Origin of the sequence: Brevundimonas balnearis (assembly GCF_042434805.1) — a bacterium.
Taxonomy (GTDB): domain Bacteria; phylum Pseudomonadota; class Alphaproteobacteria; order Caulobacterales; family Caulobacteraceae; genus Brevundimonas; species Brevundimonas balnearis.
This window is the reverse complement of sequence record NZ_JBHLSW010000007.1, coordinates 233658-249221: the sequence shown is the minus strand read 5'-3', so window position 1 is coordinate 249221 and position 15564 is coordinate 233658. Positions and strand designations below refer to the sequence as shown.

13 protein-coding genes and 2 tRNA genes are annotated in these 15564 nt (G+C 70.6%); 5 read left to right on the top strand and 10 right to left on the bottom strand.

What is annotated here, in order from left to right; translation table 11 throughout:
• Window positions 1-210: 210 nt before the first annotated feature.
• Window positions 211-2460, bottom strand: coding sequence for a phosphoenolpyruvate--protein phosphotransferase (gene ptsP / locus ACFFGE_RS11000; protein ID WP_376836445.1), 2250 nt, complete (start codon window positions 2458-2460; stop codon window positions 211-213).
• A gap of 52 nt (window positions 2461-2512) precedes the next feature.
• Window positions 2513-3772 carry an aspartate kinase gene (locus ACFFGE_RS10995; protein ID WP_376836444.1) on the bottom strand — a complete coding sequence of 420 codons (1260 nt, stop codon included), beginning with the start codon at window positions 3770-3772 and terminating at the stop codon, window positions 2513-2515.
• Window positions 3773-3900: 128 nt separating this feature from the next.
• Here ACFFGE_RS10995 and ACFFGE_RS10990 point away from each other — a divergent pair, with 128 nt between their 5' ends.
• From ACFFGE_RS10990 to ubiG, 3 genes are read left to right on the top strand one after another with little or no spacing between them, the layout of a single operon-like run.
• A complete protein-coding gene (locus tag ACFFGE_RS10990; RefSeq protein WP_376836443.1) occupies window positions 3901-4359 on the top strand; it encodes a hypothetical protein in 459 nt (152 codons plus the stop codon).
• Window position 4360: 1 nt separating this feature from the next.
• Window positions 4361-4738, top strand: a complete 378-nt coding sequence (locus tag ACFFGE_RS10985; RefSeq protein ID WP_376836442.1) for a type II toxin-antitoxin system VapC family toxin — start codon at window positions 4361-4363, stop codon at window positions 4736-4738.
• Window positions 4739-4750: 12 nt separating this feature from the next.
• Window positions 4751-5515, top strand: coding sequence for a bifunctional 2-polyprenyl-6-hydroxyphenol methylase/3-demethylubiquinol 3-O-methyltransferase UbiG (gene ubiG / locus ACFFGE_RS10980; RefSeq protein WP_376836441.1), 765 nt, complete (start codon window positions 4751-4753; stop codon window positions 5513-5515).
• 153 nt (window positions 5516-5668) lie between these two features.
• Here ubiG and ACFFGE_RS10975 read toward each other — a convergent pair whose 3' ends face one another.
• The 4 genes from ACFFGE_RS10975 to ACFFGE_RS10960 all read right to left on the bottom strand — a co-directional run bounded on the left by ACFFGE_RS10975 (window position 5669) and on the right by ACFFGE_RS10960 (window position 9309).
• Window positions 5669-6079, bottom strand: a complete 411-nt coding sequence (locus ACFFGE_RS10975) for a protein tyrosine phosphatase family protein (RefSeq protein WP_376836440.1) — start codon at window positions 6077-6079, stop codon at window positions 5669-5671.
• 29 nt (window positions 6080-6108) lie between these two features.
• Window positions 6109-6182 (bottom strand) — tRNA-Arg (locus ACFFGE_RS10970).
• A gap of 38 nt (window positions 6183-6220) precedes the next feature.
• Window positions 6221-8419: a glycine--tRNA ligase subunit beta gene (glyS, locus tag ACFFGE_RS10965; RefSeq protein ID WP_376836439.1), complete on the bottom strand. Its 2199-nt coding sequence runs from the start codon at window positions 8417-8419 to the stop codon at window positions 6221-6223.
• Window positions 8419-9309, bottom strand: a complete 891-nt coding sequence (locus ACFFGE_RS10960) for a glycine--tRNA ligase subunit alpha (protein ID WP_376836438.1) — start codon at window positions 9307-9309, stop codon at window positions 8419-8421. Before ACFFGE_RS10960 ends, glyS begins: the two co-directional genes overlap by 1 nt.
• 117 nt (window positions 9310-9426) lie before the next feature.
• Between ACFFGE_RS10960 and ACFFGE_RS10955 the strand changes: the two genes are divergently transcribed.
• Both ACFFGE_RS10955 and ACFFGE_RS10950 read left to right on the top strand, forming a co-directional pair.
• On the top strand, window positions 9427-11079 hold the full coding sequence (locus ACFFGE_RS10955; RefSeq protein ID WP_376836437.1) for an amidohydrolase: 1653 nt from the start codon (window positions 9427-9429) through the stop codon (window positions 11077-11079).
• 41 nt (window positions 11080-11120) lie between these two features.
• Window positions 11121-11194, top strand: a tRNA-Gly gene (locus tag ACFFGE_RS10950).
• Window positions 11195-11202: 8 nt separating this feature from the next.
• Here ACFFGE_RS10950 and ACFFGE_RS10945 read toward each other — a convergent pair.
• The 4 genes from ACFFGE_RS10945 to ACFFGE_RS10930 are packed head-to-tail and all read right to left on the bottom strand — an operon-like array spanning window position 11203 to window position 15513.
• Entirely contained in the window at window positions 11203-12336 is a 1134-nt protein-coding gene (locus ACFFGE_RS10945; protein WP_376836436.1) for a pyridoxal phosphate-dependent aminotransferase, read from the bottom strand.
• Between the two features lie 3 nt (window positions 12337-12339).
• Window positions 12340-13152, bottom strand: coding sequence for a 16S rRNA (adenine(1518)-N(6)/adenine(1519)-N(6))-dimethyltransferase RsmA (rsmA, locus tag ACFFGE_RS10940; RefSeq protein WP_376836435.1), 813 nt, complete (start codon window positions 13150-13152; stop codon window positions 12340-12342).
• Entirely contained in the window at window positions 13149-14150 is a 1002-nt protein-coding gene (gene pdxA / locus ACFFGE_RS10935; protein WP_376836731.1) for a 4-hydroxythreonine-4-phosphate dehydrogenase PdxA, read from the bottom strand. Before pdxA ends, rsmA begins: the two co-directional genes overlap by 4 nt.
• 22 nt (window positions 14151-14172) lie before the next feature.
• Complete coding sequence (locus ACFFGE_RS10930; RefSeq protein ID WP_376836434.1) at window positions 14173-15513, bottom strand: peptidylprolyl isomerase; 1341 nt, start codon at window positions 15511-15513, stop codon at window positions 14173-14175.
• Between the last annotated feature and the right edge of the window lie 51 nt (window positions 15514-15564).

Genomic DNA, 15564 nt, shown 5'->3' with positions numbered 1-15564 from the left:
TTCCTCAAACCCCGCACTCGACGAAGGAGCTCCGGCGGCGGCCCCAGACGTCGTACTGTCCCCGGACGCGGCATCCCTTAACCAATTCGGATGACGGTTCGGACCTCCCCCCGGAGGATTTGATCCAACAGCTTGTGGATAACCCATTTCCCGCGTCGCGCCAAATCGTTGTTAACCGTGGTTCCGGCGTTTGTCCCGATCGGGGACGGCTCAGACCGCCACGTTCAACTTGCGCGCCAGACTCTCGACCTCGTTGCGCACCGACCCGGCGGAGGAGCCGAGCAGGTTGGTCATCCCACGACGGGCCGCGGGAAGATCGACGGACAGGACCATGCGCTTGACGGGTCCGACTCCGCCGGCCGGCGCCGACAGGCGGGTGAAGCCCAGGGTGATCAGGGCGAAGGCCTCCAGCGGCCGGCCCGCCAACTCGCCGCAGACCGACACCGGCGTCCCCGTCTCCGCGCAGCGGGCCTGGATCTCCTGCAGCGCGCGCAGCGCCGGCGGCGACAGCGGATCGTAGCGATCCGAGACCAGCGGATTGGTCCGGTCCGCCGCGTACATGTACTGCAAGAGGTCGTTGGTCCCGACCGAGACGAAGTCCGTCAACGGCAGCAGCGCGTCCAGGTGGAACAGCAGCGACGGCGCCTCGATCATGGCGCCCACACGCAGCATGGAGGGCAGGGTGCGGCCGCGCCGCCGCGCCCAGTCGCACTCCACATCGACCATCTCGCGCGCGGCGCGGAACTCCTCGACCGTCGCGATCATCGGGAACATCACGCGGAGCTCGCGGCCCGCCGCCGCGTGCAGGAGCGCGCGCAGCTGCAGCCTCAGCAGCGATGGCCGGTCCAGGCCCAGGCGGATGGCGCGGCGCCCCAGCGCCGGGTTCTCCTCGCGCTCGGCGTCGAGGTAGGGCAGCACCTTGTCGCCGCCGATGTCGAGGGTGCGGAACGTCACCGGCCGGTCGCCGGCGGCGTCCAGCACCCGGCGGTAGAGCAGGGTCTGCGCCTCCAGCCGGGGCAGCTCCTCCGACACCATGAACTGGAACTCGGTGCGGAACAGGCCGATGCCCTCCGAGCCGGTGTCGTCCAGGCTTTCCAGGTCCACCGCCAGCCCGGCGTTGGTCAGCAGCGTGATGCGCGTGCCGTCCCGCGTGATCGCGGGCACGTCGCGCAGCAGGGCGAATTCGGCGCGGCGCTGCTCGCGCACCGCGATCCGCTGCTTGACCGCCTCCAGCATCTCGGGCCGGGGCCGCAGATAGGCCTCGCCGGTCTCGCCGTCGGCGATGACCAGGTCGCCCTCGGACAGGCGGTCCCGCAGCCCCTGCAGGCGTCCGACGCACGGGATTTGCAGCGCGCGCGCGACGATCCCGGCGTGGCTCGCGGCCGACCCCTCTTCGAGCAGCACCGCCTTCAGCCGCTCGCGCGGATACTCCAGCAGATCCGCCGGACCCAGGTTGCGGGCGACCAGGATGGCGTCCTCGGGCAGCTCGCGCTCGCCGGGCTTGTCGCCGGCCAGCACGCGCAGCAGACGGTTGGCCAGGTCCTCGAAGTCGTGCAGCCGTTCGCGGATGTAGGGGTCGCGCGCCTTGGCGAAGCGGGCGCGGTGCTCGTTGCGGACGCGGTCCACCGCCGCCTCGGCGGTCAGGCCCGAGCGGACCGCCTCCTCCAGCGACCGGTTCCAGCCCCGGTCGTCGGCGAACATGCGATAGGTCTCGAGCACCTCGAACGGCGTGCCCGACAGGCCCGTGGGACCCGCTTCCAGCATGGCGTCGATGCCCGCCTTCAGCGCATGCAGGGCCGACTGCAGCCGCGCCTCCTCCAGCACCGGGTCGTCGGCCAACAGCTGCTCGGGCGCCAGCGGCGCCTCGTGCAGCACCACATGGCCGAACGCCAGCCCCTCGGCGAACCTCTGGCCCTTCAGCCGCTCCGGCCGGTGCGGCGCCACCTCGACGTCGCGCAGCTCCTCCTGGCCCAGGAGCTCGCCCGAGGCGACCGTCTCGGCCAGCACCATGGCGATGGTCTGGATGTCCTCGATCTCGTCGGGGTCATAGTGGCGCTCGGCGCGGTTCTGAACGACAAGCACCCCGATGGCCCGGCCCCCGCGCAGCAGCGGCGCGCCCAGGAAGGCGTGATAGGGGTCCTCGCCGGTCTCCGGTCGATACGAGAAGCTGGGATGGGCCGGCGCGTCCGACAGGCTGATCGGCTCGGCCGTCCGCGCCACCTCGCCCACCAGGCCCTCGCCCGGACGCAGCCGCGTGTTGTGCACCGCCTCCCGGTTCAGACCCTCGGTGGCGAACAGCTCCAGCTCGCCCGACGCCCGGCGCAGATAGATCGAGCAGACCTCCGCAACCATCGAGCGGGCGATGGTGCGCACCACCGTGTCCAGGCGGTCCTGGGCCGGCCCGCCGTCCGCCATGGCCTCGCGGATTTGGCGCAGGAGGTTCCGCGACCCCCTCGTCATCGATCCGCCCTTGACCATTCTCGCTCCGGCCCTCCGACGGGCTATCTAGACCCTAAACCGCTTCCAGTCCGTAAGCGGCGTGCAGCGCGCGCACGGCCAGTTCCGCATAGGCCGCGTCGATCAGCACGCTGATCTTGATCTCCGAGGTGGAGATGGCCTGGAACTTGACCCCCTTGTCGGCCAGCGCCCGGAACATGGTCTGGGCGACGCCCGCATGGCTGCGCATGCCGACGCCGACCACCGAGACCTTGGCCACGTCCTCGTCGATGCGCAGCTGTTCGAAACCGATCTGATCCTGGGCCTCGCGCATCAGCTCGGCGGCGCGGGCCGCGTCCCGCCGGCCGGTGGTGAAGGTCAGGTTGACCGCCCCCTCGGTGCGCGACTGGCTCTGCACGATCATGTCGACGTTGACGTTCGCCTCGGCCAGCCGGGTGAAGACGTCGGCCGGCGCGTCGGTGCGATCCGACAGGCCGAGCAGGGTGATGCGGGCCTCGTCGCGGCTCATGGTCACGCCGGACACGATGCGCTTCTCCACGATCTCCTCCTCGTCGCAGATCAGGGTGCCGACCGCGGCCGGCAGATTTCCGTTCTCGTCGGGCTCGACGAAGCTGGACAGCACCCGCACCGGCACCCGCCGCGCCATGGCCAGCTCGACCGATCGGGTTTGCAGGACCTTGGCGCCCAGCGACGCCATCTCCAGCATCTCCTCGTAGGAGACCCTGGACAGCCGGCGGGCGCGGCTCTCGATCCTGGGGTCCGTCGTATAGACGCCGTCCACGTCGGTGTAGATGTCGCAGGGGCAGTCCAGCGCCGCCGCCACCGCCACCGCCGAGGTGTCGGACCCGCCGCGCCCCAGGGTGGTGATCCGCCCGTCACGCGTCACGCCCTGGAAGCCCGGGATGACCACGATCTCGCCGCCGTCCAGCACGCCGCTCAGCTGATCGCCGGGGATGTCCTCGATCCGCGCCTTGCCGTGGGCGTCGTCGGTCAGGATCGGAACCTGCCAGCCCATCATCGAGCGGGCGCGAAAGCCCATGTTGCGAAGCGTCAGGGCCAGGAGGCCCGAGGTCACCTGCTCGCCAGAGGCGACGACCACGTCGTATTCGTCGTCCGACAGGGGGATGCCCGCCGCCGGCGCGCCCGCGCCGTCGGTCCAGGCCACCAGCTCGTTGGTCTTGCCGGCCATGGCCGAGACCACGACCGCCACCCGCTTGCCCGCCTTGGCCTCGGCCGCGACGATCCGCGCGGCGCGCCGGATGCGCTCCAGGTCGGCCATGGAGGTGCCGCCGAACTTCATGACCAAGCGCGTCATGGCTCGGCAGGCTCCATCTGCAACATCTCGGTGTCCTAGCCGCCGGAGGGCGCGTTCACAATGGTTCTTGCACTTGAGAAATAAATATGTAAATTCTCGCAAGATAAATATGTATTATCGAGGAAACCGTGGCGGTTCCCAGCAAGCCCCTGTCGCAGGTCGACCTCAGCCATCTGACGACGACCTCCGCGCGGATCCGGTACCTGAAGGACCTTGGCTACCGTCAGGCCGATATCGCCCGGCGCCTGGGCATCCGGGATCAGCACGTCAGTAATGTCGTCCGAGGTCCCAGGCCCAAGTCGGAAGGCGCACCGGCGAACGGCCTCTCCGAGCCGGCGCACGCATCGTTCGGCCATGCGCCGGAGACGCTTCCGGCACGTGTCAGCGTGGATGCCGCCGGCCGCGTCGCCCTGCCGCCCGCCTGGGGCGTCAGCCCGGGATCGGCGTTCATCGCCCGGCGCTTCGGCGACAGCATCGTTCTCATGGACGTGCGGGAGGCCGCGCGTGTCGCCCGCGAGGCCGGTGACGCCACCTCCGCGCTGATCGCCGAGCGCCGTCTGGAAGCCATGCGCGAGTTCGAAGACTGACGTGGACTCGGAGCCTCATGTCATCGACGCCTCGGCCGCCGTCGCCTTTCTGATGAACGAGGCGGGGGGAGAGCGTGTCGGACCGCTCCTGCCCTCAGGCCTGATGAACGCGGTCAACCTCACCGAGGTCGTCACGCGTCTGCTGCGCTCGGGTCATGATCCCATTCGGGCGCATTACCTGGGATGTTCGATCGTCGATCATGGGGTCGATCTGGCGGATCGCGCCGGTCGGCTGTGGCCGATCACCGCGGCGCTCGGTCTCTCTCTCGGAGACCGGGCCTGCCTGGCGCTGGCTCAACGGGAGGGTTTGCCCGTGCTGACGGCGGACCGGGCGTGGGCTGCGCTGTCGCTGGACGTTGACGTTCGACTCATTCGCTGACACCCGTCCGTCATGTCCCATCTGCAACGCGAAGACATCGCGACAGGAACGTCCATCGACCCCGCCGACGTGGCGCGGTTCTCGGCGCTGGCGGCGACCTGGTGGGACCCCAAGGGGCCGTTCGCGCCGCTGCACAAGTTCAACCCGGCCCGCCTCGACGTGCTGCGGCGCGAGGCGGTGGACCGCTTCGGGCGCGACCCCAGCGCCATCCGCCCCTTCGAGGGCCTGAGCCTGATCGACATCGGCTGTGGCGGCGGGCTGCTGGCGGAGCCGATGCGGCGCATGGGCTTTGCCGTCACGGGCGTGGACGCCTCGGAGAAGAACATCGGCACGGCCCGCCAGCACGCGGCCGAGCAGGGATTGGACATCGACTACCGCGCCGCCACGGTCGAGCAGCTGGTGGCCGAGGGCGCGGGCCCCTTCGACGTGGTCCTGAACATGGAGGTGGTCGAGCACGTCGCCGACCCGAAACGGTTCCTGCTCGACTCCGCCTCGCTGCTGAAGCCCGGCGGCATGATGGTGGTGGCCACCCTGAACCGCACCCTGCGCTCGCTGGCGCTGGCCAAGATCGGGGCGGAGTATGTCCTGCGCTGGCTGCCCGCCGGCACCCACGACTGGCGCCAGTTCCTGAAGCCCGACGAGATACGCCTGATGCTGTCCGAGGCGCCCGTAAGGGTCCAGGGCCCGCTCGGCCTCGCGTACAACCCGCTCGCCGACCGCTGGCGCGAGACCGACGACGCGGCGGTCAACTACATGATGCTGGCCTATCGGGATTAGGTTCCTTCTCCCCTCGGGGGAGAAGGTGGCATGCGGAGCATGACGGATGAGGGGGATGTGTCCGCCCACTCATCGCCTGGTGGTGGGCCAGCCGAACCCGCCCCGTCATCCGAGCCGCGCTGCGGCCCACCTTCTCCCCCGAGGGGAGAAGGATTATTCCAGCCGCCCCCGCAAGCCCGAGATGTCGTAGCCGACCTCCGCCGCCTGGGCGATCAGGTCGTCGGCGGGACGCTCGCCGGCTTGCGTCAGCGCCCACATCACCGCCGAGCGCGTGCCGGACTTGCAGAACGCCAGCACCGGCCCCGGCAGGTCTTCCAGCGCCGCGCGCATGGCCTGGACCTGGTCGGGCCCGAGGTTCGGCATCGAGATCGGAATGTGAACGAACCCCAAGCCCTCGGCCTCGGCGGCCGCGCGCACCTGATCCGCGCTCGGCTGGCCCGGCTCCTCGCCGTCGGGCCGGTTCGAGATCACCGCGCCATAGCCCCTGGCCTTTAGCACGGCCAGGTCCTCCAGCGCGATCTGCGGCGAGACGTGGACGGCGGGATCGAGCGGGCGGACATCCATGGCGGGCTCCGGATCGTTGGACCCGGCGGCGTCCCCAGCAGGACTCGAACCTGCGACCCCAGGTTTAGGAAACCTGTGCTCTATCCGGCTGAGCTATGGAGACGGGCCGGGCGGCGGATATAGCGCGCGTGCGAAAGGGTGTCAGCCGCTGATCTGGCCGAAGTCGGCGACGCGGCCGGTCAGGTCGCGCACCTGGCCCAGCAGCCTCAGCCGGTTCTCCCGCTCGGCCGGAACGTCGGCGTTCACCAGCACCGCCTCGAAGAAGGCGTCCACCGGCGCGCGCAGCGACGCCAGGGCGGCCATGGCGGCGGTGAAGTCCTCGGCGGCGAGCGTGGCCTCCACCTTCGGCTCGGCGGCCCGGATCGCGGCGACCAGCGCCGTCTCCTCGGCCGGCGCGCCGGGCAGGTCCGTCGCCGGCCCGCTCGGCAGATCGCCCTTCTTGGCCTCGGCCTTCAGGATGTTCGACGCCCGCTTGTAACCGGCCAGCAGATTGGCCCCGTCGTCGGTCGTCAGAAAGGCGTCCAGCGCCTCGACCCGCCGCACGATGCGGACGAGGTCGTCGTCGCCCAGAGCGAACACGGCGTCCACGAGATCGTGTCGCTTGCCCTGATCGCGGAGGAGCACCTTCAGGCGGTCGGCGAAGAAGGCGAGGAGGTCGGTCGAATACCGGGTGTCGCTGCTCATCCGACGACTTGTGATGAGGATGGTCCCCGCCACATTCATCAGGCGCTCAAGCTCAATACGGGCACCATTCTCCAGCACCAGCCGGATTACGCCCAACGCCGCCCGCCTCAGCGCGAACGGGTCCTTCGAGCCCGTCGGCTTCTCGTCGATGGCGAAGAACCCGACCAGGGTGTCCAGCTTGTCGGCGAGCGCCACCGCCACCGTCAGCGGCGTGGTCGGGACCGTGTCGTTCGGGCCCTGGGGCTTGTAGTGATCGCGGATGGCGTCGGCGATCTGATCCCTTCTCCCCTCGGGGGAGAAGGTGGCATGCGGAGCATGACGGATGAGGGGGCTGCTGGCCCCAAACTCATCGCCGGATGGCGAGCGAACGGAAACAGCCCCCTCATCCGAGCCGCGCTGCGGCCCACCTTCTCCCCCGAGGGGAGAAGGAAGCGCCCGCGCGTAATACCCGCCCATGATGCCCTGAAGCTCGGGAAACTCCCCGACCATGCCGGACGCCAGGTCCGCCTTGGCGTAGCGCGCCGCCGTCGCCGCCATCTCCGGATCGGCCCCGACCAGCGGCGCGATCTCGCGGGCCAGCGCCGCGATGCGCTCCACCCGCTCCGCCATGGTCCCCAGCCTGGCGTGGAAGGTCACGCCCTCCAGCTTCTTCAGCCAGGGCTCGAAGCCGACCTTGCGGTCCTCGTCCCAGAAGAAGCGGGCGTCGTTCAGGCGCGCCGACAGGACGCGGCTGTTGCCCGCCGCCAGCGCCCGGCCGCCGTCCGACGCCTCGACATTGGCCACCACGACGAAGTTGGGCGCCAACCCGCCCGTCGCGGGGTCGCGGACGGCGAAATACTTCTGATGCGTCTTCATCGACAGCCGGATCACCTCCGGCGGCAGATCGAGGAACGACGGGTCCATCTCGCCCAGGATCGGCGTCGGCCACTCGGCCAGACCCGACACCTCTTCAAGCAGACCGTCGTCGTCGATCAGCTCCAGCCCGCGCGCGCGACAGACGGCGCGGGCGCCGTCCAGAATGCGCAGCTTGCGCTCGGCCTGGTCCAGCAGGACGAAGTCGGCCTCCAGCTGCCTGCGATAGTCCTCGAACGACCGCACCTTCAGCGGCCGACCGGCGCCCATGAAGCGGTGACCCTCGGTCACGTCGCCGCTCGGGATGCCCTCGACCGCGAACGGCACGACCGCCCCGTCGAACAGGCAGAGAATGCGCTTCAGCGGCCGCACCCAGGTCAGCCCGCGCGTGCCCCACCGCATGGATTTCGGCCACGGGAAGCCCCGGATGATCCCCTCGACCATCTCGGGGATCAGGTCTGCGGTCGCGCGCCCCCTCTGCTCGATCACGGCGTACAGCACGCCGTCGCGCTCGGTCAGCTGGTCCCGCGTCAGGCCGGTCTTCCGCAGGAAGCCCTCCAGCGCCTGTTCCGGCGCCGAGACCTTGGGCCCCTTCAGTTCCTCCGACCGATCCGGCGTGCGGCTAAGCAGACCCTCGACCACCAGCGTCAGCCGCCTCGGCCCCGCGAAGGTGGTCAGCGCCTCATACGCCAGCCCGGCCGCCTTCAGCCGCTCGCCCGCCATCCGCTCCAGATCGCGCGCGGCCCCCGCCTGCATCCGCGCGGGGATTTCCTCGGAGAAGAGTTCAAGAAGGAGCTGGGGCATCAGGCGGCCCTCTTCTCTTCTTCGACCCAGGCCAGCGCACACGCCTTGCACAGGTCCCGGATGCGGCCGATGTAGCTCTGCCGTTCCGCCACCGCGATCGCGCCGCGCGCGTCCATCAGATTGAACAGGTGCGAGGCCTTCAGCACCTGATCATAGGCCGGCAGCACCAGCGCCTGACCCTGCGGCCCCGTCATGGCCAGCAGCCGCGAGACCTCGGCCACCATGTCCTCGAACCGGCGCTTCAGCCCGTCGACGTCATAGCCGTGGAAGTTCGCCTCCGACTGCTGGCGCTCGTTCTCCAGGAACACCTCGCCGTAGGTGGTCCCCTCCTTGGTGAACTTCAGATCATAAACGTTATCAACGCCCTGAACGTACATGGCCAGGCGCTCCAGCCCATAGGTCAGCTCGCCCGACACCACCTCGACCTCGATCCCTCCGACGCCCTGGAAGTAGGTGAACTGCGTCACCTCCATGCCGTCGCACCAGACCTCCCAGCCCAGGCCCCAGGCGCCGACGGTCGGGTTCTCCCAGTCGTCCTCGACGAAGCGGATGTCGTGCAGCTTCGGATCGATGCCGATGGCCTCGAGGCTCTTCAGATAGAGCTCCTGAAGGTTGTCCGGGTTCGGCTTCAGGATGACCTGGAACTGGTAGTAGTGCTGAAGCCGGTTGGGGTTCTCGCCGTAACGCCCGTCGCCGGGGCGGCGGCTGGGCTGGACGTAGGCGGCCTTCCACGGCTTCCTGCCCAGCGCGCGCAGCACCGTCGCCGGGTGCAGGGTGCCCGCCCCCACCTCGATGTCATAGGGCTGCAGGATCGCGCAGCCCTGATCGGCCCAGTAGCGCTGGAGCGTCAGGATCAGGTCCTGGAAGGCGAGAGGTTGTGTCGGGGCCATGTTCGCGGGCGCAGCAAAATCGGAAGGCGCGGAACCTAGACGGCTCGTCGCCGCAGGCAAAGCCCCGGCGACCTCACGCGGCTTGGAGCCGGGCGATTTCCGGGCCAAGCTCGCCCCATGCTCCGCTTGATCTCCCTCGCCGCCGCCGTCGCGACCTTTCCCGCCTCCGCCGTCGCCCAGGACATGGTGCTGAGGGGCGGGACCATCCACACCGGCGTCGAGGCCGCGCCGACCGCCGAGGTGGTCGTCGTGCGGGACGGCCGAATCGTCTGGACAGGCCCGGCCGAGGGCGCGCCGGTCGAGGGCCTGCCGGTGGTCGAGCTGAACGGGGCGACCCTGTTCCCCGGCTTCACCGACGCCCATGCGCACCTGGACGGCATCGGCTGGCGCGAGCTGACGCTGAACCTGGAGGGCTCGGCCTCGGTGGCCGAGGCTATGGCGCGGCTGTCGGACTGGGCCGCGGCTCATCCCGAGGGACCGATCGTCGGTCGCGGCTGGATCGAGACCCACTGGCCCGAGGGCCGCTTCCTGACCCGCCAGGACCTGGACGCCGCCGCGCCGGGACGGATCGTGCTGCTCTCGCGCGCCGACGGCCATGCGGTGGTCGCCTCCAGCGCGGCCCTTCAGGCGGCGGGCGTGACGGCTGAGACCCAGGCGCCCTTCGGCGGCGACATCCTGAAGGATGAGGCCGGAGAGCCCAACGGCATGCTGATCGACGCGGCCGAGACCCTGGTCGCCGGCCTGATGCCCCAGGCGGACGCGGCCGCCAAGCGCGAGGCCTATCGCGCCGGCTTTTCCGTCTACGCCCGCTACGGCTGGACCGGCGTCCACTTCATGAGCGCGCCCTGGGGCGACATCCCGCTGCTGGAACAGATGGCCGAGGCCGGCGAGGCGCCGCTCAAGGTCTACAACAGCGTCACCCCCGACGGAGCCATGCCCCTGATCCAGGGCGGCCCGCGCGACGTCGGCGACGGCCGGATCATCACCCGCGCGATCAAGCTCTACGCCGATGGGGCGCTGGGCTCGCGTGGCGCGGCCCTGTTCGAGCCCTATGCCGATGCGTCCCATACCACCGGCCTGATGCAGACGACGGTCGAGGACACCATGCCGATCTATGAGGCGGCGCTCCGGGGCGGCATCCAGCTGGCCACCCACGCCATCGGCGATCGGGGCAACGCCAGCGTGGCCGACTGGTACGAGACGGCGCTGACCACGGTTCCTCCGGCCGAGCGGCCGAACGGCGCCGACGTGCGCTGGCGCATCGAGCACGCGCAGATCCTGCGGCCGTCCGACTACGCGGATTTCGAGCGGCTGCCGATCATCGCCTCCATGCAGCCCAGCCACGCCATCGGCGACCTGCACTTCGCGCCCGCGCGGCTCGGCGATGCGCGACTGGACGGCGCCTACGCCTGGAACAGCCTGGCCGACCGCGGCGTCATCGTCGCCGGCGGGTCGGACGCGCCGGTGGAGCGCGGCGATCCCTTGATCGAGTTCTACGCCGCCGTCGCGCGCCGCGACCTGAACGGCTTCCAGGGGCCGGACTGGCGCCCGGACGAGGCGGTGGACCGGCTGACGGCGCTGCGCATGTTCACCCTGTGGCCCGCCTACGCCAGCTTCCGCGAGGACGAGCTGGGCACGATCCAGGTCGGCAAGCGCGCGGACTTCACCGCCTTCGACATCGACCTGATGACCGTCCCCGCCGAGCGCATCCCAACGGGCCGCGCGGTCCTGACCATCGTCGACGGCCGCATCGTCCACGACGCGCGCTGAGCTTGCGGCCCGGCGCGTCCCGGCCTAGATCGAACGTCCAGGCGGGCATGATGTAGTGGTAGCCTGGCAGCTTCCCAAGCTGCTCGTGCGGGTTCGATTCCCGCTGCCCGCTCCAGCTTCCGGTCAGCCGCGCGCGGCGAACCACGGCCTCAGACGGCTGAGCGCCTCTTCGACCTCCGGCGTCGACACCGCGAAGCTGAAGCGCATGTGGGTGCGCCCCTCGACCGGATCGAAGTCGACGCCCGGCGCCGTCGCCACGCCGGTGTCGCGCAGCATCTGCTCGCAGAAGGCGACGCTGTCGTCGGTCAGGTGGCCGATATCGGCCCAGATGTAGAAGGCGCCGTCGGGCGGGGCGATGGTCTTGAGGCCCATATCCGGCAAGGCCTGAAGCATCAGCGCGCGGTTCCTGCGATAGACCTCCAGATGCCCCTCCAGCACCTCGTGCTCGTCCATGGCCACCAGCCCCGCGTGCTGGCTCAGCGACGGCGGCGTCAGGAACAGATTGCCGATATAGGCCTTCGCCGTCTCGATGTGGTGGTCTGGGACCAGCAGCCAGCCCAGCCGCCAGCCGGCCATGCTCCAGTATTTGCTGAAGCTGTTGATGATCATCGCCTCGGGCTCGAATCTCAGCATCGTCGGCTGCGGCCCGACGTAGCTCAGCCCGTGATAGATCTCGTCCGACACGATCCGGACGCCCCGCGCGCGGCAGACCTCGGCGATACGGGCCAGCTCGTCTTCCGCTATGACCGATCCGGTCGGATTGGCGGGGCTGGCGACGATGACCCCGGCCGGGGCGGGATCCAGCGCTTCGATCGCGGCGGCGGTCAGCTGGTAGTGCGCGTCGGGCCCGCAGGCGATCTCGACCGCCTGCATGTGCAGGCCCTTCACCACATTGCGATAGGCGACGTAGCCGGGCCGCGCCATGGCGATGCGGTCGCCGGGCTTGAAGGCGGACGACAGGGCGAGCACCAGCGCCGGCGACGCGCCGCAGGTCAGCAGCAGCCGGTCCGGCGTCACTGCGACTCCGTATCGCTCGTCATACAGCCGCGCGATGCGCGCCTTCAGCGGCGCGCTCTCCCAATAGCCCATGCCGTCGGCGTCCAGCACCCGATGCGCCTCGGCCACCGCGCGCGGCGGAGCGCCCGTCGAAGGCTGGCCGAACTCCATGTGGATGACGCTGCGCCCCTCGGCCTTCAGCGCATGCGCCAGCCGGCTGATGACGATGGCGCGGAACGGTTCGATGGCGGCGGTGGTCATGCGCTAGCTCTTTAGCGCCCGGGCCAGCCTCATGAACCCCGGCACGTCCACCGTCTCCGCCCGCGCGTCGGCGTCCACCCCCGCCGCCTCGCACAAGGCCGCGCCGCCAAGCGGCTTCAGGCTGGACCGCAGCATCTTGCGCCTCTGCCCGAAGGCGGCGGCGGTGACCCGCTCCAGGCGCTTCAGCAGCTCGGGCGCCGGGCGGTCGGCGCGGGGGATCAGGTGGACCACGGCGGACGCGACTTTTGGAGGAGGCGTGAAGGCGGCGGCCGGCAGGTGCATGACGATCCTCGCCTGCGCCGTCGCCTGGGCGATGACGGCGAGCCGGCCGTAGTCGTCTTCGCCCGGCCGGGCGACGATGCGTTCGGCCACCTCCTTCTGGAACATCAGGGTCAGGGCGTGCGGCGTCCACGGACCGGTCAGCCACTTGATCAACAGCGGCGTGCCGACGTTGTAGGGCAGGTTCGACACCAGGTGCGCCGGGCCCTGAACCAGCTCGGCCTCCCGCACCTTCAGGGCGTCGCCCTCGACGATCGTCAGCCGCCCGGACCCGTCGTCCAGCTCGGACAGCAGGGGCGCGAACCGCGCGTCCTTCTCGACCAGCACGACCTGTCCGGCGTCGCTCTCCAGCAGCGCCCGGGTCAGGCCGCCGGGCCCCGGGCCGACCTCGATCACCGGCCGCCCCTCGAACGGCCCGGCCAGGCGCACGATCTTTCGCGTGACGTTGAGATCCAGCAGGAAGTGCTGGCCGAAGCTCTTTCTCGCCAGCAGCCCGTGGGCGTCCAGCGTCTCGCGCAGGGAGGGGAGGTCGGTCACGCCGCCGCACGCCCCTCCGCCATGGCGGCGGCGAGTCGGATCGCGGCGATCAGGCTGTCGGGGCGCGCCTTGCCCCGGCCGGCGATGTCGAAACCGACTCCATGATCCGGCGAGGTCCGCACAATGGGCAGGCCCAGCGTCACATTCACCCCGCCCCAGAAGTCGATGGTCTTCACCGGGATCAGCGCCTGGTCGTGATACAGGCAAACGACCGCGTCGTAGCCGCGCCGCGCGTCCGGATGGAACAGGGTGTCGGCGGGCAGGGGATCGGTGATCTCGATCCCTTCCGCGCGCAGGGCTTGGGCGGCGGGCCGCAGCACCTCGATCTCCTCCAGCCCGATGGCGCCGCCCTCGCCGGCGTGGGGGTTCAGGCCCGCGAGCGCCAGTCGGGGCGTGGCGATGCCGAAGTCGCGCTTCATCGCCTCGTGCATGACCCGCGCGGTGCGCCGCACCCGCTCGGCGGTGATCAGCTGCGGGACATCGGCCACAGGCGCGTGGATGGTCACCAGCCCGGCGCGCAGGTCGGCGGCGGTCAGCATCATCACCGGTCCGCGGGTGCCCGCATAGGGCGCGTCGGCGGTCAGTTCGGCGATGAACTCGGTGTGCCCCGGAAACCGGAACCCGGCGGCGTAGAGCGGCGCCTTGGCGATCGGCGCGGTGACCAGGGCGGTCGTCTCGCCCGCCAGCGTCAGGGCCACGCCCTCCTCGATCCAGTCGGCGACCGACAGGGCGTTGGCGGCGTCGGGGCGGCCGGGCGCGGCGGGGGCGGGCAGGGGCCGGTGCAGCACGGGCACGCCCTGGCCGAAGACGTCGCGGGCCTCGGCGGGGCCGGGGATCGACCGGACCGGCACGTCCTGCGCCTCGATCAGGCTCGCATCCCCGATGACGGCGAACGTCAGGGACGGATCCGCCGACAGCGCCCGCCAGGCCTTGGCGACGATCTCGGGCCCGACGCCGGACGGCTCGCCCAGACTGAGCGCGAGGGGGCCCCGCGCCAGGGGGTCGGCCCCGGCCACGGCCTTACTTGAACTCGATCAGGGCGTCGGCGCGCAGATCGCGGATGTAGCGTCGCTCGAGCGCGGCCAGCTGCTCGTTCCAGAGCCGGCCCTCGACCTGCTGGGTGGTAGGCGCCTGCGGTCCGCCCGCGCGACGCCCGCAGACGGCGATGAGGTGCAGGCCGAGCGGTGTTCGCACCGGGCCGCTGACGCTGCCGATCTCGGCTTCGCGCGCGATCTGCTGGAACTGGGGCGCCAGGTCGCCGACGTCGCTCTCGCCCAGATCGGCGCCGAGCAGACCCTGTTCCGACGTGGCGCGCTGCAGGATGTTGTCGCAGCTCAGCTGCGGCTTGAGCGCGTCCAGCCGCTGCGAGGCGTCGGCGAGCTGGGCCTCGGTCGCGGTGTCGTCCGCCGCGATCATCATCTGCCTCAGGGAGACGAGATTGGTGGCCGCGCCGTCGCGCTTGTCGCGCAGGTAGATGATGTAGACGCCGCCCTCGACCGGGATCGGGTTGGACAGCTGCCCCGGCTGCAGCACGTCGAGCGCCTGCTGCACCGCCGGGGGCACCGAGCCCTGCACCAGCCAGCCGGCGTCGCCGCCGCGAACGGCCGACGGCGCCGACGAGAACTGCCGCGCCACATTCTGGAAGGGCGCGCCCTGGATCATCTGGGCCACCAGCTGGCGGGCGCCGTCCAGCGCCGCCTGCTGGCCCCCCACGCGCGCGGCGTCGATGTAGATCTCGCCGATCAGGTACTGCTGCCGGCTGGCCTGCTCGGCGATCTGGCGCATCGCCTGCTCGATCTGATTGCGGGTGGGCCGCGTGCGGGCCCGGAACCGGCCGCCGACCAGCATTCGCCAGCCGGTCTCGACCCTGACCCGCTGCTGCAGCGTCTGCGGCAGGATGCCCCCGGACTGCAGGAAGTTCAGGTAGGTGTCGGGCGTGGTGCCCGCCTCCTGCGCCATGGCGGCGATCTCCTGCTGGACCTCCTCGTCCGTGACATTGACCTCATAGCGGGCCAGTTCGGCCTGCTGCAGTTTCTCGTCGATCAGGTTCTGCAGCGCCTGGTTCTGCAGCGCGGGCAGGTTCTCCTCGGTCGGCTGGACCTGGGTCATGGCGATGAGCAGCAGCATGCGCTGGCGCAGGTCGAAGCCGGTGATGATCTGGTCGTTGACCGTGGCGACCACGCCCTCGGCCATCTGGAAGCTCGAGGCCGGGGCGGCCTGCGCCGGCGCGGCCTGGGCCGCCGGGTCCAGCGCGCCCGCGGCCTGGCCTTGCGGCGGCGTCTGCGCGACGACCGGGGACGTCAGGAGGGCGGTGACCAGCGCCAGTTTGGCGACGCCGGCCGTGTATCGGTTCAGACGCATCTTCGAATCGGGTTCCCTGAGCGCAGACGGCGGTTCGGCCGCGACGGCTGG

Coding starts and splice junctions, on each gene's coding strand:
- ptsP (WP_376836445.1), bottom strand. CDS start 2,460: ATGACGAGGGGGTCGCGGAACCTCCTGCGCCAAATCCGCGAGGCCATG.
- ACFFGE_RS10995 (WP_376836444.1), bottom strand. CDS start 3,772: ATGACGCGCTTGGTCATGAAGTTCGGCGGCACCTCCATGGCCGACCTG.
- ubiG (WP_376836441.1), top strand. CDS start 4,751: ATGTCCCATCTGCAACGCGAAGACATCGCGACAGGAACGTCCATCGAC.
- ACFFGE_RS10975 (WP_376836440.1), bottom strand. CDS start 6,079: ATGGATGTCCGCCCGCTCGATCCCGCCGTCCACGTCTCGCCGCAGATC.
- glyS (WP_376836439.1), bottom strand. CDS start 8,419: ATGCCCCAGCTCCTTCTTGAACTCTTCTCCGAGGAAATCCCCGCGCGG.
- ACFFGE_RS10960 (WP_376836438.1), bottom strand. CDS start 9,309: ATGGCCCCGACACAACCTCTCGCCTTCCAGGACCTGATCCTGACGCTC.
- ACFFGE_RS10955 (WP_376836437.1), top strand. CDS start 9,427: ATGCTCCGCTTGATCTCCCTCGCCGCCGCCGTCGCGACCTTTCCCGCC.
- ACFFGE_RS10945 (WP_376836436.1), bottom strand. CDS start 12,336: ATGACCACCGCCGCCATCGAACCGTTCCGCGCCATCGTCATCAGCCGG.
- ACFFGE_RS10930 (WP_376836434.1), bottom strand. CDS start 15,513: ATGCGTCTGAACCGATACACGGCCGGCGTCGCCAAACTGGCGCTGGTC.